This window comes from Streptomyces xanthochromogenes (assembly GCF_014650455.1).
Classification (GTDB): Bacteria; Actinomycetota; Actinomycetes; order Streptomycetales; family Streptomycetaceae; genus Streptomyces; species Streptomyces xanthochromogenes.
Map to the genome: position 1 here is coordinate 86328 of NZ_BMUZ01000005.1, position 25745 is coordinate 112072.

21 protein-coding genes, 1 tRNA gene and 1 riboswitch are annotated in these 25745 nt (G+C 70.5%); of the genes, 10 read left to right on the forward strand and 12 right to left on the reverse strand.

Features of this window, described 5'->3' with window-relative positions:
- Window positions 1-86 precede the first annotated feature (86 nt).
- On the forward strand, window positions 87-1532 hold the full coding sequence (locus tag IE267_RS14635) for a purine-cytosine permease family protein (RefSeq protein WP_189763535.1): 1446 nt from the start codon (window positions 87-89) through the stop codon (window positions 1530-1532).
- Complete coding sequence (locus IE267_RS14640) at window positions 1519-1962, forward strand: hypothetical protein (protein ID WP_167159454.1); 444 nt, start codon at window positions 1519-1521, stop codon at window positions 1960-1962. Before IE267_RS14635 ends, IE267_RS14640 begins: the two co-directional genes overlap by 14 nt.
- A gap of 452 nt (window positions 1963-2414) precedes the next feature.
- On the opposite strand, the gene IE267_RS14645 is transcribed toward IE267_RS14640, so the two are convergent.
- A complete protein-coding gene (locus IE267_RS14645; RefSeq protein ID WP_167159452.1) occupies window positions 2415-3812 on the reverse strand; it encodes a cystathionine beta-synthase in 1398 nt (465 codons plus the stop codon).
- 164 nt (window positions 3813-3976) lie between these two features.
- Between IE267_RS14645 and IE267_RS14650 the strand changes: the two genes are divergently transcribed.
- The 3 genes from IE267_RS14650 (at window position 3977) to IE267_RS14660 (ending at window position 7518) form a co-directional block, all read left to right on the forward strand.
- Window positions 3977-4963: an SGNH/GDSL hydrolase family protein gene (locus tag IE267_RS14650; protein ID WP_167159450.1), complete on the forward strand. Its 987-nt coding sequence runs from the start codon at window positions 3977-3979 to the stop codon at window positions 4961-4963.
- A 153-nt stretch (window positions 4964-5116) separates the two neighbouring features.
- Entirely contained in the window at window positions 5117-6337 is a 1221-nt protein-coding gene (locus IE267_RS14655) for an acetyl-CoA C-acetyltransferase (protein ID WP_189763536.1), read from the forward strand.
- Between the two features lie 362 nt (window positions 6338-6699).
- Window positions 6700-7518, forward strand: a complete 819-nt coding sequence (locus IE267_RS14660) for a hypothetical protein (RefSeq protein ID WP_189763752.1) — start codon at window positions 6700-6702, stop codon at window positions 7516-7518.
- 79 nt (window positions 7519-7597) lie between these two features.
- Here IE267_RS14660 and IE267_RS14665 read toward each other — a convergent pair whose 3' ends face one another.
- Complete coding sequence (locus IE267_RS14665; protein WP_167159446.1) at window positions 7598-7924, reverse strand: hypothetical protein; 327 nt, start codon at window positions 7922-7924, stop codon at window positions 7598-7600.
- 100 nt (window positions 7925-8024) lie between these two features.
- Between IE267_RS14665 and IE267_RS14670 the strand changes: the two genes are divergently transcribed.
- The 3 genes from IE267_RS14670 to IE267_RS14680 all read left to right on the forward strand — a co-directional run bounded on the left by IE267_RS14670 (window position 8025) and on the right by IE267_RS14680 (window position 11232).
- Window positions 8025-8255 (forward strand): DUF4287 domain-containing protein, encoded by a 231-nt coding sequence (locus IE267_RS14670; protein WP_053725101.1) that lies wholly within the window; start codon window positions 8025-8027, stop codon window positions 8253-8255.
- Window positions 8256-8602: 347 nt separating this feature from the next.
- Window positions 8603-10003 carry a glycoside hydrolase family 16 protein gene (locus IE267_RS14675; protein WP_189763537.1) on the forward strand — a complete coding sequence of 467 codons (1401 nt, stop codon included), beginning with the start codon at window positions 8603-8605 and terminating at the stop codon, window positions 10001-10003.
- Window positions 10004-10017: 14 nt separating this feature from the next.
- Window positions 10018-11232 (forward strand): glycoside hydrolase family 64 protein, encoded by a 1215-nt coding sequence (locus tag IE267_RS14680; protein ID WP_189763538.1) that lies wholly within the window; start codon window positions 10018-10020, stop codon window positions 11230-11232.
- 76 nt (window positions 11233-11308) lie between these two features.
- Here the strand turns inward: IE267_RS14680 and IE267_RS14685 are convergent, their stop codons facing one another.
- Both IE267_RS14685 and IE267_RS14690 read right to left on the reverse strand, forming a co-directional pair.
- Window positions 11309-12184 (reverse strand): Bax inhibitor-1/YccA family protein, encoded by an 876-nt coding sequence (locus IE267_RS14685; RefSeq protein ID WP_161244691.1) that lies wholly within the window; start codon window positions 12182-12184, stop codon window positions 11309-11311.
- 151 nt (window positions 12185-12335) lie between these two features.
- Window positions 12336-12420: transfer RNA gene (locus IE267_RS14690), tRNA-Leu, on the reverse strand.
- A gap of 444 nt (window positions 12421-12864) precedes the next feature.
- On the opposite strand from IE267_RS14690, the gene IE267_RS14695 reads away from it, so the two are divergent.
- Window positions 12865-13635, forward strand: coding sequence for an ABC transporter ATP-binding protein (locus tag IE267_RS14695; RefSeq protein ID WP_167159440.1), 771 nt, complete (start codon window positions 12865-12867; stop codon window positions 13633-13635).
- 154 nt (window positions 13636-13789) lie between these two features.
- Window positions 13790-16321, forward strand: coding sequence for an ABC transporter permease (locus IE267_RS14700; RefSeq protein ID WP_167159438.1), 2532 nt, complete (start codon window positions 13790-13792; stop codon window positions 16319-16321).
- Between the two features lie 92 nt (window positions 16322-16413).
- Here IE267_RS14700 and IE267_RS14705 read toward each other — a convergent pair whose 3' ends face one another.
- The 8 genes from IE267_RS14705 to IE267_RS14740 form a co-directional block, all read right to left on the reverse strand.
- On the reverse strand, window positions 16414-17706 hold the full coding sequence (locus IE267_RS14705) for a class I SAM-dependent methyltransferase (protein ID WP_189763539.1): 1293 nt from the start codon (window positions 17704-17706) through the stop codon (window positions 16414-16416).
- A 295-nt stretch (window positions 17707-18001) separates the two neighbouring features.
- Window positions 18002-19393, reverse strand: a complete 1392-nt coding sequence (locus IE267_RS14710) for an NAD(P)/FAD-dependent oxidoreductase (RefSeq protein WP_189763540.1) — start codon at window positions 19391-19393, stop codon at window positions 18002-18004.
- Window positions 19394-19784: 391 nt separating this feature from the next.
- Window positions 19785-20699: a Ppx/GppA phosphatase family protein gene (locus IE267_RS14715; RefSeq protein ID WP_189763541.1), complete on the reverse strand. Its 915-nt coding sequence runs from the start codon at window positions 20697-20699 to the stop codon at window positions 19785-19787.
- Entirely contained in the window at window positions 20696-21229 is a 534-nt protein-coding gene (locus tag IE267_RS14720; RefSeq protein ID WP_167159430.1) for a DUF501 domain-containing protein, read from the reverse strand. Before IE267_RS14720 ends, IE267_RS14715 begins: the two co-directional genes overlap by 4 nt.
- Before the next feature lie 30 nt (window positions 21230-21259).
- Complete coding sequence (locus IE267_RS14725) at window positions 21260-21748, reverse strand: FtsB family cell division protein (protein ID WP_167159428.1); 489 nt, start codon at window positions 21746-21748, stop codon at window positions 21260-21262.
- Between the two features lie 120 nt (window positions 21749-21868).
- A complete protein-coding gene (eno, locus tag IE267_RS14730) occupies window positions 21869-23164 on the reverse strand; it encodes a phosphopyruvate hydratase (RefSeq protein WP_167159426.1) in 1296 nt (431 codons plus the stop codon).
- Between the two features lie 277 nt (window positions 23165-23441).
- Window positions 23442-24146: a LysM peptidoglycan-binding domain-containing protein gene (locus tag IE267_RS14735; protein WP_161245556.1), complete on the reverse strand. Its 705-nt coding sequence runs from the start codon at window positions 24144-24146 to the stop codon at window positions 23442-23444.
- A gap of 3 nt (window positions 24147-24149) precedes the next feature.
- Window positions 24150-24319: riboswitch (cyclic di-AMP (ydaO/yuaA leader) on the reverse strand.
- A 257-nt stretch (window positions 24320-24576) separates the two neighbouring features.
- Window positions 24577-25602, reverse strand: a complete 1026-nt coding sequence (locus IE267_RS14740) for a LysM peptidoglycan-binding domain-containing protein (protein WP_189763542.1) — start codon at window positions 25600-25602, stop codon at window positions 24577-24579.
- Window positions 25603-25745: the final 143 nt, after the last annotated feature.

Genomic DNA, 25745 nt, shown 5'->3' on the forward strand with positions numbered 1-25745 from the left:
TTATTCAGACACCCAGAACTCTGCATGAGGATATACAGCCGGGCAAGCCTTCACGCCTCCTCGTCCCGAAGGAGCACACCCTTCCCATGGCCGAACCTGTCGACTCCCCAGGCCGGACCGCCTCCCTCGTCGAGCGCCGGTCCATCGACGTCGTCCCCGACGCCGAGCGCCACGGCACCGCCTTCAGCCAGTTCACCCTGTGGCTCGGCGCCAACCTCCAGATCACCGCCGTCGTGACCGGCGCCCTCGCCGTGGTGTTCGGCGGTGGCGCGTTCTGGTCCCTCGTCGGCCTGGTCGTCGGCAACCTCCTCGGCGGCACCGTCATGGCCCTGCACTCGGCGCAGGGCCCGCGCCTCGGGCTACCGCAGATGATCTCCTCACGGGCCCAGTTCGGGGTGCGCGGGGCGGTGGTGCCGCTGCTCCTGGTGATCGTGATGTACGTCGGCTTCTTCGCCAGCGGCAGCGTGCTCGCGGGCCAGGCGGTCGGCGAACTCACCCATCTCGGCGAGACCCCGGGCATCGTGATCTTCGCCCTGGTCACCGCGGTGACGGCGACGATCGGCTACCGGATCATCCACGCGCTCGGCCGGGTGGCGAGCGTGATCTGCGCCCTGGCCTTCGTCTACCTCGGCGTCCGCCTCCTGGACCGCGTGGATCTCACGGCGGTCCTGCACGACCGCGCGTTCCACCTGCCGATGTTCCTGCTCGCCATATCGCTCTCGGCGTCCTGGCAGCTCGCGTTCGGCCCGTACGTCGCCGACTATTCCCGCTATCTGCCCCGCACGACCAGCGCCCGTGCCACCTTCTGGTGGACGCTGACCGGGTCCGCGCTCGGCTCGCAGTGGTCGATGGCCTTCGGCGTCCTGGTGGCCGCGACCGCGGGCGACGCCTTCCTCGACAACCAGGTCGGCTACGTCGTCGGCCTCGGCGGCACCGGTCTGATCGCCTCGTTCCTGTACTTCACGATCGCGCTCGGCAAGCTCACCATCAACGTCCTGAACACCTACGGCGGCTTCATGTCGATGGTGACCAGCGTCAGCGGGTTCCGCGCCCAGAAGACCATCGGGCCGCGCACCCGGGCCCTCTACATCGGCGGCATCATGGTGGCCGGCACGGCGGTCGCCCTCGCGGGCAAGGACTCGTTCCTGACCTCGTTCAAGGACTTCCTGCTGTTCCTGCTGACCTTCTTCACGCCGTGGTCGGCGATCAACCTCGTCGACTACTACCTGATCTCCCGCGAGCGCTACGACATCCCGGCCCTGTTCGACCCCCGGGGCCGCTACGGCGCCTGGCGCTGGGACGCGCTGGCGGTCTACGTCCTCGGCGTACTCGCCCAACTCCCGTTCCTGGCCACGAGCTTCTACACCGGCCCGCTCGTCGCCCCCCTCGGCGGCGCCGACATCTCCTGGCTCGTGGGGCTCGCGGTCCCGGCGGTGGTGTTCTTCGTGGTGGCACGAGCGAGGAATACGGGGGGTAGCCCCACTGTGGAATCGGGCGCCGCTGCGTACCTTGAAAACCATGGACGCCCGTGACACCGAGCCCCGGACCAGCCTCGTGAAGGACGCCGAGCTCAAGAAGGAGCTCGACGCCACCCTGCACGCCCGCAGAGAGCTGGGCCCCGACTACGAGCCCGCCCTCGTCGAGTCCTTCCTGGAGAAGGTCGAGCAGCGCGTCGACGCCTCGGTGGACCGCCGGGTGCGGCGGCAGCTGGCGGAGCAGCAGATAGTCGTGGCCCGCGGCGGCCGCCCGGCCCGGAGCGGGTCGGACAGCCACTTCGGCGAGCGCTTCGGCTTCGCCTTGATCTCGCTGGTCCTCGCGGTGCCGCTGTCCGCGATCGGCGGGGTCAACGGCGGTTTCGACGGCCTCGTCGTGACCTGGCTCGGCATCGTCGGCGTCAACGCGGTGCACGCGGCACATCGTTGGCCCTGGCTCAAGCACCGCCGGTCCGGCGCGGAGGACTGACCTCCAACTCCCTTGTGGGCAAGCCCTGTTGGCAGCCCGTGAAGGGGATCATCCGGCGGAACGGGAGCGGGATCGCGAGAGCGGCGGGAGAACTGCCGAAGGCCCCTGAAGGGTGGTCGCGGGGACCGCCGCACCCCCGGTTGCCCGAGGGGCGGGACGACGGCGGTCCCCGCGAGGGACACGGGTCCGGGTCAGAACCGGTCCGCGTCCTGGGCGTCCTGGGAGTTCCGGGAGCCGCTCCGGAGGTTCCTGACGCCGCTGGTGTGCCGACCGGGGCCCCCTGCCCGGGTTCCCCCGCCGACATCCACCACTGTGCACGAGCCGTGTTAAGCCGGTGCTGCGCGCACATGTCGCGCTCGTACCGTTCGCACGACATCAGCGGGGCGCCGGTCCCGCACGGACCGGCCCCGTCCCCCGCGAGGGCGTCGCGGAGGACGGGGGCGGGCCGGGTGTTACGCCAGCTGCTGCGGGGTGCGGGCGAGGAACGCCAGCAGGTCCTGGCGGCTGACCACACCGGTCGGCTTGCCCTCGACCAGCACGATCGCCGCGTCCGCCTTGCCGAGCACGGACATCAGGTCGCCGACCGGCTCGCCCGAGCCGACCTGCGGCAGCGGCGCGCTCATGTGCTTCTCCAGCGGGTCGTCGAGCAGGGCCCGCTGGGTGAACAGGGCGTCGAGCAGCTCGCGCTCGACGACCGAGCCGATGACCTCGGCGGCCATCACGTCGGGGTGCCCCGCGCCCGGCTTCACGATGGGCATCTGCGAGACGCCGTACTCGCGCAGCACCTCGATGGCCTGGCCGACCGTCTCCTCGGGGTGCATGTGCACCAGCGAGGGCAGGTGGCCGGCCTCCTTGAAGCCGAGCACGTCGGAGACGCGCGCCGAGGGACCGGCCTCCTCCAGGAAGCCGTAGTCCGCCATCCACTCGTCGTTGAAGATCTTCGAGAGGTAGCCGCGGCCGGAGTCCGGGAGCAGCACGACGACCACGTCGTCGGGACCGAGGCCCTCGGCGACCTTCAGCGCCGCCACCACGGCCATGCCGCAGGAGCCGCCGACCAGGAGGCCCTCCTCCTTGGCCAGGCGGCGGGTCATCTGGAAGGAGTCCTTGTCGGACACGGCGACGATCTCGTCGGTGACGGTCCGGTCGTAGGCGGTCGGCCAGAAGTCCTCGCCGACGCCCTCCACCAGGTAGGGCCGGCCGGAGCCGCCGCTGTAGACCGAGCCCTCCGGGTCCGCGCCGACGACGCGCACCTTCCCGTCGCTGGCCTCCTTGAGGTAGCGGCCGGTGCCGGAGATGGTGCCGCCGGTGCCGACGCCCGCGACGAAATGGGTGATCTTCCCCTCGGTCTGCTCCCACAGCTCGGGACCGGTGGTCTCGTAGTGCGAACGGGGGTTGTTCGGGTTGCTGTACTGGTCCGGCTTCCAGGCCCCGGGCGTCTCGCGCACCAGGCGGTCGGAGACGTTGTAGTACGAGTCCGGGTGCTCGGGGTCGACGGCGGTCGGGCAGACCACGACCTCGGCGCCGTACGCGCGCAGGACGTTGATCTTGTCCGTGGAGACCTTGTCAGGGCAGACGAAGATGCACTTGTAGCCCTTCTGCTGGGCCACGATGGCCAGGCCCACACCCGTGTTGCCGCTGGTCGGCTCGACGATGGTGCCACCGGGCTTGAGGGCGCCCGACTGCTCGGCGGCCTCGATCATGCGGACGGCGATCCGGTCCTTGACCGAGCCGCCCGGGTTGAAGTACTCGACCTTGGCCAGGACGGTCGCCTGAATGCCCTGGGTCACACTGTTGAGCCTCACCAGCGGGGTGTTGCCTACGAGGCTGATCATCGAGTCGTGGAATCGCACCGTTGTCTCCGGGTCTCCGATTAGGTCCCGCCAGCGTATGCGGACCAGGACGGGGCGTTCACCTTCGCACGGGATTGAGCGACACCCGCTACCGGGCAGTTAGCTGTTGTACGACTGCAAGCTCCATGGAGGTGGCGGTGGCGGGGACCGGTTCGAGGGCGAGGGTGGCACGGCGGATCGCGACGGGCGCGGCGTTCGGCGGCGGCGGCATCGGGCTGATCGCGGGCGCCGCGGTGGGCGTCGTGCTCGCCGAGGTGGCCCTCGCGAAACGTTCGGTGGGCGGCGGCTCGCCCCAGGCCCCGAACGCCGACGGGCTGTACGGGACCGCCTACGCGGACGGTACGCAGCCGCTCAGGCTCGGCATGCTGGGCGACTCCACGGCGGCCGGGCAGGGGGTGCGCCGGGCGGGCCAGACCCCGGCCGCGCTGCTCGCCTCCGGGCTCGCGGCGGTCGCCGAGCGCATGGTGACGCTGCGGAACGTGGCGCTGCCCGGGGCCCGCTCGGACGACCTGGAACGCCAGGTGTCGCTGCTGCTCGCCGACCCGAACCGCATCCCGGACGTCTGCGTGATCATGATCGGCGCGAACGACGTCACCACCCGGATGGCACCCACCGCCTCGGTGCGCTACCTGTCCACCGCGGTGCGCCGGCTGCGCACCGCCGGGGCCGAGGTGGTGGTGGGCACCTGCCCCGACCTCGGCACCATCGAGCCCGTCTACCAGCCGCTGCGCTGGCTGGCCCGGAGGGTCTCGCGGCAGCTCGCGGCGGCGCAGACGATCGTCGTGGTGGAGCAGGGCGGGCGCACCGTGTCGCTGGGCCATCTGCTGGGCCCGGAGTTCGAGCAGAACCCCCGGGAGCTGTTCGGGCCCGACAACTACCACCCCTCCGCCGAGGGGTACGCGACCGCGGCGATGGCGGTGCTGCCCACGCTGTGCGCCTCGCTCGGCCTGTGGCCCGAGTCCGACCACCCGGACGCCTCGCGCAACGAGGACATCCTGCCGGTCGCGAAGGCGGCCTCGGCCGCGGCCGCCCAGGCCGGTACCGAGGTCACCGGCGCGCGGGCGCCCTGGGCGCTGCTCAAGTACCGCCGCCGCAGGCGCCTGCCGGCCCCGGTGGAGCCGGCCCCCAACGGCTCGCACACGGGGCGGTGAGGGGGCGGCGCGGCGGCCGCCGCGAGGACGTGGAGGCCGCCCTGAGCGAGCGCTTAGAAAAGAGTCCGGCATCACACGCCACCGCGGATGACCAATCCACTACGTGCGGGTAACTTCCCAGGGAGTCCTGCCTTCCCATCCCTTGGAGCCGTGATGCCCGAAGCCGTGATCGTCTCGACCGCCCGCTCCCCCATCGGCCGCGCCTTCAAGGGGTCGCTCAAGGACCTCCGCCCCGACGACCTCACGGCCACGATCATCGAGGCCGCCCTCACCAAGGTCCCGGGCCTCGACCCGCGCGACATCGACGACCTGATGCTCGGCTGCGGCCTGCCCGGCGGGGAGCAGGGCCACAACCTGGGCCGCATCGTGGCCGTGCAGATGGGCATGGACCACCTGCCGGGCTGCACGATCACCCGGTACTGCTCGTCCTCGCTGCAGACCTCCCGCATGGCCCTGCACGCCATCAAGGCGGGCGAGGGCGACGTGTTCATCTCGGCCGGTGTCGAGATGGTCTCCCGCTCGGTCAAGGGCAGCAGCGACGGCCTGCCCGACACCCACAACCCGCTCTTCGCCGACGCCGAGGCGCGCACCGCCGCCGTCGCGCAGTCCGAGGGCGCCTCCTGGCACGACCCGCGCGAGGACGGCCTGATCCCGGACGCGTACATCGCGATGGGCCAGACCGCCGAGAACCTGGCCCGCCTCAAGGGCATCTCGCGCCAGGAGATGGACGAGTTCGGCGTGCGCTCGCAGAACCTCGCCGAGGAAGCCATCAAGAACGGCTTCTGGGAGCGGGAGATCACCCCCGTCACGACCCCGGACGGCACCGTGGTCAGCAAGGACGACGGCCCCCGCGCGGGCGTCACGGTCGAGGGCGTTTCGGGCCTCAAGCCCGTCTTCCGCCCCGACGGGCTCGTCACGGCCGGCAACTGCTGTCCGCTGAACGACGGCGCCGCCGCCCTGGTGATCATGAGTGACACCAAGGCGCGCGAGCTGGGTCTGACCCCGCTGGCCCGCATCGTCTCCACCGGCGTCACGGGCCTCTCGCCCGAGATCATGGGACTCGGCCCGGTCGAGGCGTCCCGCCAGGCGCTGAAGCGCGCCGGGCTCACCGTGGACGACATCGACCTCTTCGAGATCAACGAGGCCTTCGCCGCCCAGGTGATCCCGTCCTACCAGGACCTCGGCATCCCGCTGGACAAGCTGAACGTGAACGGCGGCGCCATCGCGGTCGGCCACCCCTTCGGCATGACCGGCGCGCGCATCACAGGAACGCTGATCAACAGCCTCCAGTTCCACGACAAGCAGTTCGGTCTCGAGACCATGTGCGTCGGCGGCGGCCAGGGCATGGCGATGGTCGTCGAGCGCCTGAGCTGACGGCCGAACCGGGCGGCCGGAGCGCTGTGTTGACCGCTGGTCGACGCAGTGTTGACGCCCCGGCCGCCACAGGTCGAACGCGGAGCGCGACGCCGAGGCCCCTGACCAGGGCTCTCCTCTCCCACAGGGTGCTCACAGCCAATCGTTCCGCGTCCTAACCGTGACCGAATCTCCCCCAGGATGTGACGTATCTCCTGCGGCAGGAGCATCAGCGCAGGTCAGCGAGGGTATGGACGTAAACCCCAGGCCCAAAGACCTGTCCATTTCGTGACGTAATGCACTGACACCAGGAGCGGGCTCACGACAAGCTGATGTAGGAAGTCGGGGAATCGTTTGAATCCGGGAGTAAGTCAGTGAGCGCCATGCCTCTTGCCCTGCTGCTGACCACGGCCGCTGCCACGGCCGTGGGCGCCGCTGCCCTGCACGCCGCCCACGGGCTGCGCAAGCAGGTGGCGGCTCTGCGCGAAGACCTGGCAGCCGCCCGTGCCGAACACCGCACCGACCACGGCGTGACGCTGCCCCACCAGGCCCGCGCCGCCGCGACCCCGGCCGCCGAGATACGGGCCGCCGTCGCCGAGGCGCTCGCCGAGGAGCGCGAGCGCGAGCTGGCCGAGGCGCGCGCCTTCTGGGCCGCGCAGGAGGCCAGGGACGCCGCCGACGCGCCCTCCCCGATGCTGGGCGGGCTCGCGGGCCTCGGTGAGGACGCCGCGTTCTTCCTGCCCCGCCAGGCGGACTTCACGGGCCTTGAGGCCGAGGCGCTGGAGATGGCCGAGGCGCTGGAGACCGCGGAAGAGTTCCCCGAGGACTCCCCCGAGCTCGCCGCGGCCCGCCGCCGCCACCCCTCGCACCCCGACTTCGTGCCGGTCCAGACGCCCGTCGTCGCCGACCACGAGGCCACGGTCTCCCGCCTGGAGGAGCTCGCCGAGGCCCGTACCGCGCTCGCGGACGTACGCCCGGGACCGCTCGGCACGCTCGACGTGTACGTCTTCGCCGACGGCACCACGCTCTGCATGACCCCGGGCCACCGCGAGACCGCGGAGCGCCTCTCGGAGGCCCTGCGCGACGGCGAGGCGCCGGTGCTGCTCGGCGGCTCCGGAGTGTCCGGGGCGTACGCGCTGACCTTCGCCTGCGGCGAGGAGAGCGTCTACATCCTCGCCGACCGGGTCATCGCCTCGCTCTGACGGCGAGGCGGGCCGGCCGGAGACCGGCTCGGCCGCGGACCGGCTCGACCGCGTCCGGCGAAGGCCGCTCCCCCCGCGTCTAGCCGAAGGCCCGCTCCTGCGCGGCTTCCACCAGCTTCACGGCCCCGTCCGGCTCCCCGCCGGGCGGGGTCTTCGCCGTCTGGAGGGCCCCGGCCAAATCCCGTCCGGCGACCACGACTTGGTCGGCGACCGCGAACAGACCGGCGTCCGGCATGACCAGGGGTTCGCGCCCGGGGAACTCGACGCGCTGCGCCAGGACCGCCAACTCCCGTGCGAGCGCGAGTCCTTCGGCGGCGGCACCGCGGCGCAGGCGGCTCTCGGGAGCGGCGCGCAGCCGGTCGGCGAAGCGGTCCACGGCCAAGATCAGGGGGTTCACATCGAGCACGCCGTGACCCTACGCGCCTCTCCCGCACTGTTGCCAATACGCGAACACTCAGGCACGGTGCAGTGAAGGACCAGTAAGCGCAATGCCTCCGGAGGCGCCGATGTCCCAAGTCTTCTCCGAAGAGACCCATCGCAACCTGCTCTCCCGCATCCCCCATTGCACCGGTCGTGAAGTGTCCGACTGGCTCCGCACCGTCGAGGAAGGCCCCTCCCTCTTCCGTTTCGAGGAGAAGGTCAGCTGGCTCCGGAGCGAGCACGATCTCGCCTATGGGCACGCCAAGGCGATCATCCACGAGTACGACCTGAGGCGAGCCGCGCGCCGGCTGCTCTAGTTCCGGGAGGAATCACTTCGCTTTCCGCGCTCCCCGCGGGAAGCACACCGCAAGCACCTCACGACACCGCAAGCACCTCACGTACGAAGGCAAGGCGAGCACCCCCGCACCACCACCACTTCGCCCCGTCGACGATCCGTCGGCGGGGCGAAGTCCTGCCCCGCGCCGCGCAGAGGACGGACCGGACGGACCGGACCGGACCGCCTTCAGTAGGTGAACTCCCTTTCCGTGCAAGGGCTTTCACCGTTTTACCTCTTGACGCTCTCGACGACGGAGAGCACAGTGACCGCGCAGCCCGTCGTTGAGAGCGCTCTCAGAGCGCTCTCTTTCCGAGAGAGGCCCCCCACATGCGCCCCACACCCCCCAGACGCGGCCCGGCCCGGCGAGCCATGATCGCCCTGGTCTCCACGCTCGGCCTCGCGGCCGCCTCCGCCGCCCTCGTCGCCCTGCCCGCCTCCGCGTCCGCCCCGCCGCCCCCGGCGGGCTGGACCACCGTGTTCAGCGACGACTTCAACGGCCCGGCAGGGGCCGGCGTGGACACCTCCAACTGGCAGTACACGACCGGCACCAGCTACCCCGGCGGCCCCGCCAACTTCGGCACCGGCGAGGTCGAGACGATGACCTCCTCCACCAACAACGTCGCCCTCGACGGCGCCGGGAACCTGCGCATCACCCCGCAGCGCGACGCCGCCGGCAACTGGACGTCGGGCCGGGTCGAGACCAAGCGCTCCGACTTCCAGCCCCCGGCCGGCGGCAAGCTCCGCATCGAGGCGCGGCTCCAGATGCCCGATGTGACGGGCGCCGCCGCCAAGGGCTACTGGCCGGCGTTCTGGGCGCTCGGCGCGCCCTTCCGCGGCAACTGGTGGAACTGGCCCGGCATCGGCGAGCTCGACATCATGGAGAACGTCCAGGGCCTCAACAACAACTGGTCCACCATGCACTGCGGCACCAGCCCCGGCGGCCCCTGCAACGAGACGACGGGCATCGGCGGCCAGAAGGCCTGCGACGGCGCCACCTGCCAGGGCGGCTTCCACACCTACGCCGTCGAGTGGGACCGCTCGGGCCCGACCGAGCAGATGCGCTTCTCCCTGGACGGCGTCACCTTCCACACCGTCAGCCAGAACCAGGTCGACGCCACGACCTGGACGAACGCCACCAACCACGGCTACTTCGTCATCCTGAACGTCGCCATGGGCGGCGGCTTCCCCGGCGCGTACGGCGGCGGCCCCGACGCGGGCACCCAGCCAGGACATCCGCTGGTCGTCGACTACGTCACCGTGCAGCAGGCAGCCGGCTCCGGCACCACCACCCCGCCCACTACTCCGCCCTCGGGCAACCGTGACGCGTACGGCACCATCCAGGCCGAGTCGTACGACCAGCAGTCCGGTGTGGTGAAGGAGACCACCACCGACAGCGGCGGCGGCCAGGACCTCGGCTCCCTCGCCAACGGTGACTGGGCGCTCTACCGGGGCGTGAACTTCGGTACGACGGCGGCCAGGCAGTTCTCCGCCCGGGTGGCGAGCGGCGCGGCCGGCGGGGTCAGCGGTCTGGTGGAGGTGCGCCTGGACAGCCGGAGCAGCGCGCCCATCGGCAGTTTCGCCGTGGCCAACACCGGCGGCTGGCAGAGCTGGCGCACCGTGCCGGCGAACATCAGCGGCGTCACCGGGACCCACGACGTGTATCTGACCTTCACCAGCGGCCAAGGGGCGGACTTCGTGAACGTCAACTGGCTCGGGTTCGGCCACTGATGAGGGGCGCGCGCATGAAGACCGTACGGCTCCTCCTGGCGGCCGCGACCACGAGCGCCCTGCTGTTCCTCGGCGCCGGCGGCGGCACGGCGACGGCCGCCTCCCCCGGCGCCGCCGACACCCCGCGGGCCGCCGACGCGGCCGGCTTCCCGATCGTGTTCCAGAACAACACCCGTGGCGCGTACGCCGACGCGCAGATCTACGTCACCGTGCTCGGCCAGATCACCCCCGGCCAGTGGTCCTACCTCAGGCCCGACGGCAGCACGGCCCACATCAACCACCTGGACGCGAACGCGCCGGGCCACCTCTCCAAGCACGGCGTGAACTACCCGAACATGTCGTTCACGCTGGCCCGGGCGGGCGCCCGGGTGCCCTCCCCGTCCTCGATCCGCGGCGGCCGCATCTACCTCTCGCTCGGCTCGCCGCTCTACATCCCGGTCTCGCCCGACGACCAGGGCTGGGGCGGCCCCGACCCGAACAACCCCTCCGACCCCAACAACGACGTCTACTACGACTGGTACGAGTACACCTTCGTCAACGGGCAGGCTGCGTACGGCGGGAACACCACCCAGGTCGACCAGTTCGGCTTCCCGATGACCTCCCGGCTGCGCCAGACCTCCAGCGGCTACGACACCACCCGCGGCATCTCCAGGACCCGCGCGCAGGTGATGTCGGCGTACGCGGCGGGTGTCGGGGCGGCCTTCAAGCCGCTGCAGTCCAGCTACCGGATCATCGCCCCGCGCTCGGCCGCCGGTTTCCCGGCGGACTACCTGACCTCGACCGTCGACCAGACCTGGAGCTACTACGCCTCCCACCCCTTCACGCTGAGCTCGCCGGGCGAGACGTTCTCCGGGCGGGTCGCGGGCGACACCCTGACCTTCACCAGGAACGGCGCGGGCCCCTTCACCCTGCACAAGCCGACCTCGCGCGAGGTCATGGCCTGCTCGGGGGCGCTCGCCTCGGGGAGCGACGAGGAGAAACGGTTGGGCGCGGAGTTCTGCGCCGCCTTCAACCGGGGCGTGGCCCAGGACACCTCGCTCTGGCACACCCCGTCCGCGTACTACCGGGGCACCGCCCCCCGGAACGACTACGCGGCCTTCTTCCACACCGTCGGCCTGGACGGCCGCGCCTACGGCTTCCCGTACGACGACATCAACGACCAGTCCTCGGTGCAGATCCTGGGCAACGCGAACCCGCCGACGGATCTGACGCTGTCGATCGGCTGGTGAACGCCCCGCACAGGGCGAGGGGCCCCGCCCGGCATCAGCCGGGCGGGGCCCCTCGTGACGTTCACCGTCCGCGGTGTCAGTCGTTGCCCTGCAGGATGGAGATCAGCCGCAGCGCCTCCAGGTAGATCCAGACCAGGGTCATGGTGAGGCCGAAGGCGGCCAGCCAGGACTCCTCGCGCGGGGCGCCGTAGGTGACCCCGTCCTCGACCTGCTTGAAGTCCATGGCCAGGAAGCAGGCACCGAGCACGATGCCGATGATTCCGAAGAGGATGCCGAGACCACCGCTGCGGAAGCCGAGGCCGTCACCGCCGCCGATCGCCGCGAACAGCAGGTTGACCAGCATGAGGATCATGAAGCCGATGGCCGCCGCCATGACGAATCCGACGAAGCGGCGGTTGACCCGGATCAGCCGGGTCTTGTAGGCGATGAGCACCCCGGCGAAGACCGCCATCGTGCCGAGCACCGCCTGCGGCACCGCGCCCGCCGACACGTACGTCGTGACGGCCGAGCTGATCACACCGAGGAAGACGCCCTCGAAGGCGGCGTACCCGAGGATCAGCGCCGGCACCGGCTTGCGCTTGAAGGACTGCACCATGGCGAGGACGAACGCGATCAGCGCGGCGCCGATGGCGATGCCGTACGACTTGCCGATGTTCGCCGAGTCGACCGGCAGGGCCAGCCAGGCCACGACCGCACCGGCGACGACCGTGCCGAGCGTGATCGCGGTCCGCGACACCACGTCGTCGATCGTCATCACGCCGGAACGGGCGGGGGCCTGCGGGGCGCCCTGCTGCGTGTCCTGCTGGGCGTACGGGTTCGTGGCGTACGGGTTCGTGGGCGCCTGCGCGTACGGGTTGCCCCCGGCCTGCGGCTGCTGCGCGGTGTTGAAACCGGCGTAGCCGTTGTCGCGGCTGAACCCCCGTCGCGAGAAGACCGGGTTGCTGCTCCTCATCTCACTCCTCCATGGCCACCGTGCGCGGCCTTGTCCTCAAGGGTAATGGGCACGCAAAGAAACCGACGTACTGCCTAAGGAGGATCTTCACCTGGGAAGGAGGGGGGTGCAAGGGTCCGACACCCCGACGCGCGGGACGCCGGAGCCTGCGTGGTGCCCGGAGCCGGACTCGAACCGGCACGGCCCGAAGGCCAGCGAGGTTTAAGCTCGCCGTGTCTGCGTTCCACCATCCGGGCAAGGGCGCGCGGCTCCGCGTTTCGCGGGACGAGCCTAGCCCGGCGCATCCCCCGAACAGCGGAACAACCACCCGATGTTGTCTTATTTTATTGACGCCTGAGGGTGCGTCAGCACAGTTCAAAGCGGTGTTGGCACATGCCGGAGGCGGTTGGCAGGGCGTCCGGGGTATCCCGATATACGAACGCGGAATGACGGAAAGTCGACGCCTCGTACCGCTTCCACCCTGACGCTGGCACGGCTCGCGGGAGCCCGACCGGAGCGCTGGTGGAGTACTCCTCGGGCCGGGCCGCGTCTCAGGGGTGCCGTCATACCTCAGGAGGAGTGCGGGGGCCCTTTCGTCCGACTCAAGGGGGCCGACGAACGGGTACAGGGACTGACGATCGGGCGCCGGGCGGCAGGAAGGATGGAGAAGTCCCCGAAGCCGCACCGACAGGAGTTTCTCCGTGACCACCACCCCCACCGCACACCGCGCCACCGCGGTGGCCGCCCGCGCCGTCGAGCTGTCGAAGGTCTACGGCACGGGCGAGACCCAGGTGGTCGCGCTCGACCAGGTCACGGTCGACTTCCGGCAGGGCGAGTTCACCGCGATCATGGGCCCCTCGGGCTCCGGCAAGTCCACCTTGATGCACTGCGTCGCGGGTCTGGACTCCTTCAGCTCCGGCTCGGTCCGCATCGGCGAGACCGAGCTCGGCTCGCTCAAGGACAAGCAGCTCACACAGCTGCGCCGGGACAAGATCGGCTTCATCTTCCAGGCGTTCAACCTGCTGCCCACACTGACCGCCCTGGAGAACATCACGCTCCCCATGGACATCGCGGGCCGCAAGCCGAACAAGGAGTGGCTCGACCAGGTGATCTCCATGGTGGGGCTGGCCGACCGGCTCGGCCACCGGCCCACCCAGCTCTCCGGCGGCCAGCAGCAGCGCGTCGCCGTGGCGCGCGCGCTGGCCTCCCAGCCGGAGATCATCTTCGGCGACGAGCCCACCGGAAACCTCGACTCGCGCTCCGGCGCCGAGGTCCTCGGCTTCCTGCGCAACTCGGTGCGCGAGCTCGGGCAGACCGTGGTGATGGTCACCCACGACCCGGTCGCCGCGTCGTACGCGGACCGGGTCATATTCCTGGCCGACGGGCGGATCGTCGACGAGATGCTGCAGCCCAGCGCGGACGGGGTGCTCGACCGGATGAAGGCGTTCGAGGCGAAGGGCCGCACCAGCTGACCCCGAGCCGCCGGGGGCCCCGCCCCCGAACCCCCGCTCGGGGCTCCGCCCCGGACCCCGTTCGCGCCTGAACGGCGCTCGTCCTCAAACGCCGGACAGGCTGTAGGTGCCCCAGCACCGGCACGGCTCACACTCCCCAGGACTGAGAAACCCCATGTTCAAGACCGCCCTGCGCAACGTGCTCGCGCACAAGGCCCGGCTGTTGATGACGGTGCTCGCCGTCATGCTCGGCGTCGCCTTCGTCTCCGGCACGCTCGTGTTCACCGACACCCTCGGCAGCGCCTTCCGCAACCAGTCGTCCAAGAGCTACGACAAGGTGGCCGTCGCCGTCACCACGTACGCCAGCCGGGACGACACCGAGCGGGAGGCCGGTGTCAGCAAGCAGACCCTGCAGAAGATGGAGCGGCTCGACGGGGTCGCCTCGGCCACCGGCCGGGTGGACGGCTTCGCCGGTGTGGCCGGCACCGACGGCAAGCTGATCGGGCAGGGCTGGGCCAACAAGGGCGGCAACTTCGCCCCCGGCAAGGACGGCAAGGACCCGGCGTACACCTTCGCCCAGGGCTCGGGCCCGGTGAAGGACGACCAGATCGCCCTCGACAAGGACACCGCCTCCAAGGGCGAGTACCACGTGGGCGACAGCGTGCGGGTCGCCACCAACGGGCCGGTCAAGACCTACCAGCTCGCCGGCGTCTTCACCACCGAGGACGGCGCGGTCAACGCGGGCGGCAGCCTCGTCCTGTTCGACACCGCCGTCGCCCAGAAGCTCTACCTCAAGCCGGGCTACTTCCAGAACGTGAGCGTGGCCGCCGCCCCCGGCGCCGACGCCCAGAAGATCCTCGACGAGGTCAAGCCGCTGCTCCCCAAGGACGCCGACGCCAAGACCGGCAAGGCGCTCGCCGACCAGGAGGCCAAGGACATCGAGAAGGGGCTGAGCGGCCTCAACCAGATGCTGCTCGTCTTCGCCGCCATCGCGCTCTTCGTCGGCATCTTCCTGATCTCCAACACCTTCACCATGCTGGTCGCCCAGCGCACCCGTGAGCTCGCCCTGATGCGCGCCGTCGGCGCCTCGCGCGGCCAGGTCCGCCGTTCGGTGCTGGCCGAGGCGCTGGTGGTCGGCATCGTCGCCTCCGTCATCGGGTTCGCGCTCGGCGTGGGCCTGGCGAGCGGACTGCAGTCCGCCATCGGCATGTTCGGTGCCAAGATGCCCGCGGGCCCCCTGATCATCTCGGCCACGCCGGTGATCGCCGCGCTCGCCGTGGGCATCTTCGTCACCGTGGTCGCGGCGCTGCTGCCCGCCTGGCGCGCCGCGAAGATCCCGCCGGTCGCCGCGATGAACAGCGTGCACGGCGTGGCCACCACCAAGTCCCTGGTCGTACGGAACTCCATCGGCGGCGTCATCACCCTCGCCGGTGCGGCCGCCGTGGTGGCCGGTGCCGCCGCGGGCAAGGACGGCAAGGTGATCATCGGCTTCGGCGCCTTCCTCGCCCTGGTCGGCATCATCATCCTGATCCCGCTCCTGTCCCGCCCGATCATCGCCCTGGTGCGCCCCGCCCTGAGCAAGGTGTTCGGCGTCTCCGGCAAGCTCGCCAGTCAGAACGCGGTGCGCAACCCGCGCCGCACCGGCGCCACCGCCTCCGCGCTGGCCATCGGCCTCACCCTGGTCACCGGTCTCTCGGTGCTCGGCGTCACGCTGGGCACGGCCATCGACAAGATGACGACCGACAACATCAAGGCCGACTACATGGTCCAGATGGCGGCCGGCGGCTCCGGGCTCGACAAGGACGTCCTGTCCGCGCTGCGCAAGGCGCCCGGCGTCTCGGCGGTCTCGCCCAAGCAGTCCTCGTACGTCAAGCTCGGCGGCATCGACGAGTCGGTGGCCGGTGTGACGCCGGGCGACATCGAGAAGGTCATCAGCGTCGAGACGGTGTCCGGCTCGCTCGCCACCCTCGGCCAGGGCCGGATAGCCGTCGACGACAAGACCGCGGCCAAGCACGGCTGGAAGCCCGGCTCCCAGCTCCCGGTCGAGTTCAGTGACAAGAAGAAGGGGCAGCTGACGATCGGCGCGACCTTCAAGGAGAACGAGTTCCTGGACACCGTTCTCGTGCCGACCACGCTGCTCGCCCCGCACGACCCCCAGCCCTACATCCCGCAGGTCTTCGTCAAGACGGACGGCGGCGCCACGAGCGCCAACGAGAAGGCCCTGGTCAGCGCGCTCGGTGACAACCCGGCGATCAGCATCATGGACCAGCAGGACATCCGCAACGAGTTCGGCGGCATGATCAACACGCTGCTCAACATCATGTACGGCCTGCTCGCGATGGCCCTGCTCATCGCGGTGCTCGGTGTCGTCAACACCCTCGCGATGTCGGTGTTCGAGCGCCAGCAGGAGATCGGCATGCTGCGGGCGATCGGCCTGGACCGCGGCCGGGTCAAGACCATGATCCGCCTGGAGGCCGTCGTCATCTCGCTGTTCGGCGCGGTGATCGGCGTCGGCCTCGGCTCCTTCCTCGCCTGGGCCATCGGCCAGACGATCAAGGGCTCCATCCCGAACTACGCGCTGGTCATGCCGTGGGACCGCATCGGCATCTTCCTGCTGCTCGCCGCCCTGGTGGGCGTGCTCGCCGCGATGTGGCCGGCCCGCAGCGCCGCGCGGCTCAACATGCTCACCGCGATCAAGACCGAGTGAATGACGCCGCCAACTCCGGTTGGCGTGAGGGAAGTTGAAGGGCCCCGGGAGATCTCCTCCCGGGGCCCTTCGGCGTCGCCGTACGGCCGGGCTCAGTTCCAGGTGCGGGCCCGCAGCGGCATGCCCGAGGCGCCGCCCTCCGGGGTCTTCACCGCCAGGATCTGATTCACCCCGATCCGGTTGCGCTCGAAGGAGAGCGCCGACGCGGCCATGTAGAGCCGCCAGATCCGGGCCCGTCCGGGGCTGGTCAGGCCCACGGCCCGCCGCCAGTCGGCCTCCAGGTTGACCACCCACTGACGCAGCGTCAGGGCGTAGTGCTCCCTGATCGGTTCGACGTCGCGAGCCTCGAAACCGGCCTCCTCCAGAGTGGCCAGGGTCCGGCCGACCGGAGCGAGTTCACCGTCGGGGAAGACGTACTTGTCGATGAACTCGTCGATCTCGTAAGCCGATTCGTCGCGTTCGGGACGCCGCGCGATCTGGTGGTTGAGCAGCCGCCCGCCGTCCTTCAGGAGGGCGTGGAGGATGTCCGCGTACTCCGCGTACCGCACCGAGCCGACGTGCTCGGCCATCCCGATGGAGGAGATCGCGTCGAACGGACCGTCCTTGACGTCCCGGTAGTCCTGCACCCGGATCTCTATCCGGTCGGTGAGGCCCTCCTCGGCGATGCGCTTGCGGGCGTACGCGGCCTGCTCGCGCGACAGCGTGATGCCGACGACCCGGGCGCCGTACTCGCGGGCGGCGTGGATGGCCATCGAGCCCCAGCCGCAGCCGACGTCCAGCAGCCGGTCGCCCTCCTTGAGGGCCAGCTTGCGGCACACCAGGTCGAGCTTGTCGCGCTGGGCGTCCTCCAGGGTGGCGTCGGGGCTCTCCCAGTAGGCGCACGAGTAGACCATCGAGGGGCCGAGCACCAGCTCGTAGAAGTCGTTGCCGACGTCGTAGTGGTGACTGATCGCCTCTTTGTCGCGGCGCCGGGTGTGCAGCCGCCCGGTGCGGCGGCGCATCTCCTCGGCGGGCGGGGCCGGCGGAGGCAGGGCACCGCCCAGTCTGAGCAGCGCCTTGGCGGCGGCGCGGAGTCTGGGGTCGCGCACCGGGTGCACGGAGTCCTTCGGGTCGCCGCCGCGCTCCCAGATCAGCCCGGACAGCCGGTCGAGGGCCGCGTAGAGATCGCCCTCGACGTCGATCTCGCCGGCCACCCAGGCGCGGGCCAGGCCCAGTTCGCCCGGCTTCCACAGCAGTCGGCGCAGGGCGCGCCGGTGGCGCACGACGAGAACCGGGGCGCCGGGCGGACCCGCCTCGCTGCCGTCCCAGGCCCGGATTCGCACCGGGAGGGCCTCCCCCAGCAATGCCTCGGCAAGAGCGGTCAGCCGCAGCGCCGCGTCGGCCATCGCGCACACCTCCGTACCTCGCAGAAATGTCTCAGCACCCTGGACAACAGTGCCCGGGCGCGCGGCAATCCCGCTACCGCGCAGGGGAGTGACAGGATGGCTGTATACACCATCTTCTTGGCCGGAAACCGCCCCTGTCCTGATTTCCACGGCCACGGACACCCCCGGCCCGGCCACCTCGGACCCCGGCCACCGCGGACCCGGGCCGCCGGGCTCCCCAATCGTCCCGGGCACGCCGAAGGGGCCGCCCGCACCACGGATGGCGGACGGCCCCTTCGGGGTAACGCTGGTGGAGCTAGGAGGCCTTGGCCTTCTGCTCGGCCTTGTCCTCGGTCTTGACCGCGGGAGCCGGGGCGGGCTTGGCCGCCTCGTAGAACTCCTCGCGCGGGGTCTCCATGGCGCCGAGGGAGACGACCTCACGCTTGAGGAACATCGCGAGCGTCCAGTCGGCGACGACACGGATCTTGCGGTTCCAGGTCGGCACGGCCAGACCGTGGTAGCCACGGTGCATGTACCAGGCGAGACGGCCCTTGAGCTTGATCTTCATCTTGCCCATGACGATCATCGCGACGCCCTTGTGGAGGCCGAGACCGGCCACCGCACCCTTGTTGGAGTGCGAGTACTCCTTCTGCGGGAAGCCCCGCATGCCGGAGACCACGTTGTCGCCGAGGACCTTGGCCTGACGCAGCGCGTGCTGGGCGTTCGGCGGGCACCAGGCGTTCTCCACGCCGGCCTTGCGCGAGGCGAGGTCGGGAACCTGGGCGTTGTCGCCGGCCGCCCAGATGTAGTCGGTGCCGGTGACCTGGAGGGTCGGCTGGGCGTCCACGTGGCCGCGCGGGCCGAGCGGGAGGCCGAAGCGGGAGAGCGCCGGGTTGGGCTTGACGCCGGCGGTCCACACGATGGTGTTGGAGTCGACCTCAAGGCCGTTCTTCAGCACCACGTGGCCGTCCACGCAGGAGTCCATGGAGGTCGAGAGGTAGATCTCGATGCCACGGCTCTCGAGGTGCTCCTTGCCCCAGCGGCCGAGCTCCGGGCCGACCTCGGGAAGGATCTTGTCCGCGGCGTCGACCAGAACGAAACGCATGTCCTCGCGCTTGACGTTGGTGTAGTACTTGGCCGCGTCGCGGGCCATGTCCTCCACCTCGCCGATGGTCTCCGCACCGGCGAAGCCGCCGCCCACGAAGACGAAGGTCAGCGCCTTGCGGCGGACGTCCTCGTCCGTGGTGGAGTCGGCCTTGTCGAGCTGCTCCAGAACGTGGTTGCGCAGGCCGATGGCCTCTTCCACGCCCTTCATGCCGATGCCCTGCTCGGCGAGGCCGGGGATCGGGAAGGTGCGGGAGACCGCACCCATCGCGATGACCAGGTAGTCGAAGGGCAGCTCGTAGGCCTCGCCGACGAGCGGCGCGACCGTGGCGACCTTGCGGTCCTGGTCGATGCTGGTGACCCGGCCGGTGAGCACCTCGGCTCCACGCACGACGCGTCGCAGCGGGACGACGACGTGACGCGGCGAGATGCTGCCTGCGGCGGCTTCGGGGAGGAAGGGCTGGTACGTCATGTACGAGCGCGGGTCGACGACCGTGACGGTCGCTTCCGCGTAACGCATCTTCTTGAGAATGCGTCGCGCTGCGTACAGGCCTACGTACCCGCCACCTACTACGAGGATCCTGGGACGCTCCGTGGTGCTCATGCCATCGAGTATCCACCCGCCGATGGCCCCCTGCTCGTGCGCCCCTTCACAAGGTTCGCAGGGGGCTCTGCTACACTGCGCGGCCCACGTGACCGAGGTCATGGCGCCGGGAGGGAACCACGGTGTAGGGGAGAACGTTGTTCACCCCTCCTGAACTGGCCTCCACGGCTTCGTGCCGGGTGGACCACTGCCGTGGGAAACGTAGGCGTAACACGGCCAGCACCGTCTGGATTGCCCACGCAAGAGGCCCTCGTGCCTCGGAAAGCGGTCCTGGGACCACTTTCTTCGGCCCGAGGGCCCCAATTCCTTGTGAAGAACTTCACGAACTTTCTCGCCGGGCCCGGCCGAAAGACCCGGTGTGGGCCGCGAACGACCCCGATGCGGACCGCGATCAGGCGATCGACCAGGCGATTCCGTCCAGAATGTCGTGCTCGCTGACCACGACCTCGCGGGCGCCGGTGCGCTCCATGACGGCCTGCAGAACGAGGGCTCCGGCCCCGATCACGTCGATCCGGCCGGGGTGCAGCACGGGGATGGCGGCGCGCTCCTCGTGCGTGGACGCGAGCAGGCGCCCGGTGACCGCCGCGACCTCCTCGTAGGAGATGCGCGCGTGGTGCAGGGCGGCCGAGTCGTAGGCGCTCAGGCCGAGCGCGATCGCTGCGACGGTGGTGACCGAGCCCGCGAGACCGACCAGGGTGCGCGGCTCGCGCAGCGGCACGGTCTGCTCGGCGAGGTCGAGGGCCGCCTCGATGTCGGCGCGGATCGCGGCGATCTGCTCGGGCGTCGCCGGGTCTCCGGGGTGGTGGCGCTCGGTCATCCGCACACAGCCGACGTCGACCGAGCGGGCCGCCTCGACGCCCGCGGAACCGACCACGAACTCGGTGGAGCCGCCGCCGATGTCGACGACCAAGTAGTCGTCGTCACCGTCGAGTTCCTTGGTGGCGCCCACGAACGAGAATTCGGCCTCCTGGTCGCCCGAGATCACCTCGGGCTCGACGCCCAGGATGCCGAGGACCCCGCGCACGAAGTCGTCCCGGTTCTCGGCGTCGCGCGAGGCGGAGGTCGCCACGAAGCGCAGCCGCTCGGCGCCCAGGTCCTTGATGACCGCGGCGTACTCGCGGCACGCCGCGAACGTCCGCTCCAGGGCCTCGGGGGCGAGCCGCCCGGTGCGGTCCACGCCCTGGCCGAGCCGGACGATGGTCATCCGCCGGTCCAGGTCGGTGATCTCCCCGGTGGCGGTGTCCGCGTCCGCGACGAGCAGGCGGATCGAGTTCGTACCGCAGTCGATGGCGGCGACGCGCGTCACTGGGCGTCCCCCTCGCCGCACGGCGTCACGCACGGGCCCTTCGCCCACCACTCGGGCAGCATCGCGATCGCCTCGTCGCCCAGCGGGTTCACACCCGGGCCCGCGGCGAGCGAGTGGCCGACCAGGACGTGCAGGCACTTGACCCGGTCCGGCATGCCGCCGGCGCTCGGGAAGCCCTCCAGGACCTCGATGGCGTCACGCCGCGCGATGTAGTCCTCGTGGGCCGCGCGGTAGGCGGCGGCCAGTTCGGGGTCGCTCGCCAGACGCTCCGTCATCTCCTTCATGACGCCGTTGGCCTCAAGCGTGCCGATCGCGGACGCGGCGCGCGGGCACGTCAGGTAGTACGTCGTCGGGAAGGGCGTGCCGTCCTCCAGGCGCGGGGCCGTCTCGACGACGTCCGGGTTGCCGCAAGGGCAGCGGTGCGCGATCGCGCGCAGACCGCGCGGCGGGCGGCCCAACTGCTGCTTGAAGGCGGCGATGTCCGCGTCGGTGGGCTCGGTGCGGTCGGTCTGGGGCGGGGGCGTTTCCATGACTGGGTCGGTCTCTATCGCTAGCGGTGGTCAGTTGGCGGAACGGTCGGCCTTGTCGACGCCGTCCCAGAGGTTGGAGTGCCAGGCGCGGCCGGTCGCGCCCTTGTCCTCGCGGCGCTTGTTCGCCGCGTCCGGGTCCACGACGGTGAAGCCGGTCTCGCCCGGGAACTGCATGTGCAGGTGCTCGCGGGCCAGTTTCTCGATGTACGCGTCGTCCTGGAGCCGCGCCTTCTCGTCCCGCAGCCGCTCGACGGCCTGCTGCGCGTCGGCGGCCTTGCGCTGCTGGTCGGAGATGTCGGCGCGCTGCGACACGTACTGCCGCATCGGGTAGGCGAGCGCCACGATCAGCGAGCACAGGACGAGCGCGAGCAGCGCCGCCCGGCCGGTGAGCCGGGAGCGGCGGGCCTGGCGCTTGTTCTGCGAGCGGTAGACGCGGGCCGCGGTCTGCTCGCCGAGCACCTTGAGCCGGGCCGCGGTGGAGAACCGGTCGCGGTCCCTGACCTTGGCGTCGTTGCCCATCGCTCTCGCGCCTCCCCGTTACACACGTACGTCCCCGGACACGGTACGGGACCGCGGCCGGGGACGTACGTACGACTGGCTAGGGCGTCAGCCCTTCAGCCTGCTCAGCCCTTGCTGTGCCTACTGGTTCGCAAAGCGAAACCGCGGGAAGGCGCTGCGGCCGGCGTACACCGCGGCGTCGTCGAGGATCTCCTCGATGCGCAGCAGCTGGTTGTACTTGGCGACGCGGTCCGAGCGGGCCGGGGCGCCGGTCTTGATCTGGCCGCAGTTCACCGCGACGGCGAGGTCGGCGATGGTGACGTCCTCGGTCTCGCCGGAGCGGTGGGACATCATGCACTTGAAGCCGTTGCGCTGGGCCATCTCGACGGCGTCCAGGGTCTCGGTCAGCGAACCGATCTGGTTGACCTTGACGAGCAGGGCGTTGGCGGAGCCCTCCTCGATGCCGCGGGCGAGGCGCTCGGGGTTGGTCACGAACAGGTCGTCACCGACGATCTGGACCTTGGAGCCCAGACGCGAGGTGATGGTGTTCCAGCCGGCCCAGTCGTCCTCGAACAGCGGGTCCTCGATGGAGACCAGCGGGTACGCGGAGACGAGCTCCTCGTAGTACTCGGTCATCTCGGCGGCCGAGCGGGACTTGCCCTCGAACTCGTACTTGCCGTCCTTGTAGAACTCGGACGCGGCGACGTCGAGCGCGAGCGCGATGTCCTTGCCCGGGGCGTAGCCGGCTTCCTTGATGGCCTCGACGATGAGGTCCAGGGCGGCGCGGTTGGACTCCAGGTTCGGCGCGAAGCCGCCCTCGTCGCCGAGGCCGGTCGAGAGGCCCTTGCGCTTCAGGACGCCCTTGAGCGTGTGGTAGACCTCGGCACCCCAGCGAAGGGCCTCGGAGAAGGACTCCGCGCCGATCGGGGCGATCATGAACTCCTGGATGTCGACGTTGGAGTCGGCGTGCGACCCACCGTTGAGGATGTTCATCATCGGGACGGGCAGCAGGTGCGCGTTGGGGCCGCCCAGGTAGCGGAACAGCGGCAGGTCGCTGGCCTCGGATGCGGCGTGCGCGACGGCGAGCGAGACGCCGAGGATGGCGTTGGCGCCGAGCGAGCCCTTGTTGTCCGTGGCGTCCAGGTCGAACATGGCCTGGTCGATCAGGCGCTGCTCGGTGGCGTCGTAGCCGACGAGCTCCGGGCCGATCTGCTCGATGACGGCGAGGACGGCCTTCTCGACACCCTTGCCGCCGTAGCGGTTGGGGTCACCGTCGCGAAGCTCGATGGCCTCGAAGGCACCGGTGGAGGCGCCGGACGGAACTGCAGCACGGCCGGTGCTGCCGTCGTCGAGGCCGACCTCGACCTCGACCGTGGGGTTGCCTCGGGAGTCCAGGATTTCCCGGGCTACGACGACGTCGATGGACGGCACGAGCATCTCCTTCTGGGATGTGACGCTAGATGTGACGCAAGGTGCAGGGCCACGCGGGTCGCTTCGCCTTGCGACAAGAGCCTAACCGGCTCTGGGGCTCCGGCCAGCCGAGTGCCCGCCCCATGGGACGAAAAAGGGCCCAAGGACCCGGATTCCCGGGCAAAGGACCACAACCCTACTGCTCGGTAGCGGCACCGGGTCATGGTGGCGACAGCGAAAACCCCGGCCCGGCGCGTACGGGGGAATGCGCGCCGGACCGGGGCGATCTGGGGGTGCTGCGGACTCAGCTCAGGTGCAGCTTCTGACCCGGGAAGATCAGGTTCGCGTCCTTGACGATGTCCTTGTTCAGGTCGAACACCTTCTCCCAGCCGCCCTTGACTCCATTGGCGGTGGCGATGTTGCCGAGGGTGTCGCCGGACTTGACGGTGTACTCGCCATTGCCCTGCTGGACCGGCTGGCTGCGCTGCTCGCCACGGCTGGCCGGCGCGGACTCGGTGCGCTCGGACTTCTGCGACCTCTGCTGCGGCTGGGCCTGCTGCTTCGGCTTCGAGGGCTTGGTGGCCTTCGAGGAGGAAGAGGAGGAGCCGGAGGTGTCGACGTCGGCCTTGGAGCCGCCGGACGTCAGGTTGCCGGCGCCGGCGCAGGACCAGGCACCCGGGCCCTGGATCGCGAGCAGCCGCTCGGCCGCGGCTATCTGCTGGCCCTTGGTGGCCAGGTCGGCACGCGAGGCGTACTGGGTACCGCCGGCGGCGGCCCAGGAGGAGTTCGAGAACTGAAGGCCACCGTAGTAACCGTTGCCGGTGTTGATGGACCAGTTGCCGCCGGACTCGCACTGGGCGACGGCGTCCCAGGTCGACACGGAGGCGGCGGAGGCGTTGCCGGCCGCCATCAGCGGGGCGGCGACGGCGGCACCGGTGACACCGGCCAGCGTGGCGACACGAACGGCCTTGGACGGGCGGCGGTGCTTGCCCTTGCCGGAAAGCAGCATGGAGGTTCTCCTCACCGACGCCTGCGAGGTGAGCTGTCGGGTTCGGGCGTGAGCTGCCCGGCCGAGCGTCGATGCGCCCGACTTCACCCCAAGCCGGTTCGGCAGTTCGCGTGAACTGCCGGGCCCGGCACTTACCTTGGGTCCCCCGCTCCTGCCTACGGCGCATAAGCGTCGACTGTTCCCATCGGCCGACGGCAGGATTCGGCGTGCTCGGTCGACGGGGCCCGCGGTGACGAGCGAGTCCGACGAAAACACACGCCCCGCCAATGTTCAAAGACGCACATCGGGGAGAAATCCCCCCTACTTGCCGTCACAGAAGGGATGTTTCCGCAGGTGAGGGGCGGGGCGGACGGACCGGGCAGACAGGACACGCCAGTTGGGGCGAAGAGACCCATGTCTCACTTGCACCAAACGGACATAGCCCCGCGAACTAACCCTGCTTCGGTGCCGAGTTCGGAGCCGCCGAAGCTCCTGCCACGTCCTTCAAGTCCAGGCTCTGGCCAGGCAGGATGAGGTTCGGGTCGGTGCCGATCAGCTGCTCGTTGGCGCGGTACAGGGCGGGCCAGCCGCCCTGGACCTTGTTCGCCTCGGCGATGACCGAGAGATTGTCGCCGGGACGGACGGTGTAGCCGCCGCTCGCCGCCGGGGTGTTGCCGGCCTCACGTGAGGCACCGTCACCCCGCGACGCGTGGCGCCCGGAATCCCGGGTATCGGACGAGTTGCCCGAATTGCTCGAACCACTCGTACCGGAAGGGCCCGTCGGGTCGGTCCGCCCGGCCGGGCCGTCCGTGCCGGTGCCCGCCGGGGTGTCCTTGCCGGTGGCGTCCGGCGTCGTGCCGGTGCTCCCCTCCGGCGCGGGCACCCCTCGGTGCTTGCCCGGGCTCGCCGGGGTGGACGCGGACGGCGCCGGGGACTTGGCGGTGCCGCCCGGCTGCGTGGCGCCCGGGGTGGGCGTGCCCGCGGCCGGGGTGCTCGGCGTCGCGTCGGCGTCGGGCGTCTTGGTCGCCGGAGCGCTCGGGACGGGGGCGGGGGTGTTGTCGGACGTGTCGGGCACACCCGGGTCCACGTCCGCCGAACCGCCGCCCTTGGTGAGCCCCGCGCCGCTGCCGCAGTTCGCGAAGGCCTGGGGCCCCTTGGCCGCGAGCACCTTCTCGGCCACGGCTATCTGCTGGGCGCGGCTGGCGAGGTCGGCGCGCTGGGCGTACTCGTTGCCGCCGTACGCCTCCCAGGTGGCCTGGGAGAACTGGAGCCCGCCGTACAGACCGTTGCCGAAGTCGGCGCTCCACATCCCGCCGGACTCGCAGGCGGCGACCTGGTTCCAGGTGTTCGCGTCCGCGGCGTTCGCACCGGTCGCGGCGAGCAGCGGAAGCGCGATGGCCGATCCGGTCACTCCTGCCGCGACGACGAGGGCGGGTGCCTGGCGGGGTCGACGATGCCGTCCATTCCCGGAGCGCATGCGAAAGACCTTCCGTGTGACTGCTGAGCCGAATGAACGGTGAACGTAGCCGTACTCGAACGTCCGTCACAAGTCGATGCACTGGAGATCACATAAAAGTCACAGTCCTGACGGTTCGTCAGCTCACGCCTGCGTACGCCCCT

What these genes read in the sequence shown, in the direction of transcription:
- IE267_RS14635 (WP_189763535.1), top strand. Translation starts at nt 87, where the DNA reads ATGGCCGAACCTGTCGACTCCCCAGGCCGGACCGCCTCCCTCGTCGAG.
- IE267_RS14640 (WP_167159454.1), top strand. Translation starts at nt 1,519, where the DNA reads ATGGACGCCCGTGACACCGAGCCCCGGACCAGCCTCGTGAAGGACGCC.
- IE267_RS14655 (WP_189763536.1), top strand. Translation starts at nt 5,117, where the DNA reads ATGCCCGAAGCCGTGATCGTCTCGACCGCCCGCTCCCCCATCGGCCGC.
- IE267_RS14660 (WP_189763752.1), top strand. Translation starts at nt 6,700, where the DNA reads ATGCCTCTTGCCCTGCTGCTGACCACGGCCGCTGCCACGGCCGTGGGC.
- IE267_RS14670 (WP_053725101.1), top strand. Translation starts at nt 8,025, where the DNA reads ATGTCCCAAGTCTTCTCCGAAGAGACCCATCGCAACCTGCTCTCCCGC.
- IE267_RS14675 (WP_189763537.1), top strand. Translation starts at nt 8,603, where the DNA reads ATGCGCCCCACACCCCCCAGACGCGGCCCGGCCCGGCGAGCCATGATC.
- IE267_RS14680 (WP_189763538.1), top strand. Translation starts at nt 10,018, where the DNA reads ATGAAGACCGTACGGCTCCTCCTGGCGGCCGCGACCACGAGCGCCCTG.
- IE267_RS14685 (WP_161244691.1), bottom strand. Translation starts at nt 12,184, where the DNA reads ATGAGGAGCAGCAACCCGGTCTTCTCGCGACGGGGGTTCAGCCGCGAC.
- IE267_RS14700 (WP_167159438.1), top strand. Translation starts at nt 13,790, where the DNA reads ATGTTCAAGACCGCCCTGCGCAACGTGCTCGCGCACAAGGCCCGGCTG.
- IE267_RS14705 (WP_189763539.1), bottom strand. Translation starts at nt 17,706, where the DNA reads ATGGCCGACGCGGCGCTGCGGCTGACCGCTCTTGCCGAGGCATTGCTG.
- IE267_RS14710 (WP_189763540.1), bottom strand. Translation starts at nt 19,393, where the DNA reads ATGAGCACCACGGAGCGTCCCAGGATCCTCGTAGTAGGTGGCGGGTAC.
- IE267_RS14720 (WP_167159430.1), bottom strand. Translation starts at nt 21,229, where the DNA reads ATGGAAACGCCCCCGCCCCAGACCGACCGCACCGAGCCCACCGACGCG.
- IE267_RS14725 (WP_167159428.1), bottom strand. Translation starts at nt 21,748, where the DNA reads ATGGGCAACGACGCCAAGGTCAGGGACCGCGACCGGTTCTCCACCGCG.
- eno (WP_167159426.1), bottom strand. Translation starts at nt 23,164, where the DNA reads ATGCTCGTGCCGTCCATCGACGTCGTCGTAGCCCGGGAAATCCTGGAC.
- IE267_RS14735 (WP_161245556.1), bottom strand. Translation starts at nt 24,146, where the DNA reads ATGCTGCTTTCCGGCAAGGGCAAGCACCGCCGCCCGTCCAAGGCCGTT.
- IE267_RS14740 (WP_189763542.1), bottom strand. Translation starts at nt 25,602, where the DNA reads ATGCGCTCCGGGAATGGACGGCATCGTCGACCCCGCCAGGCACCCGCC.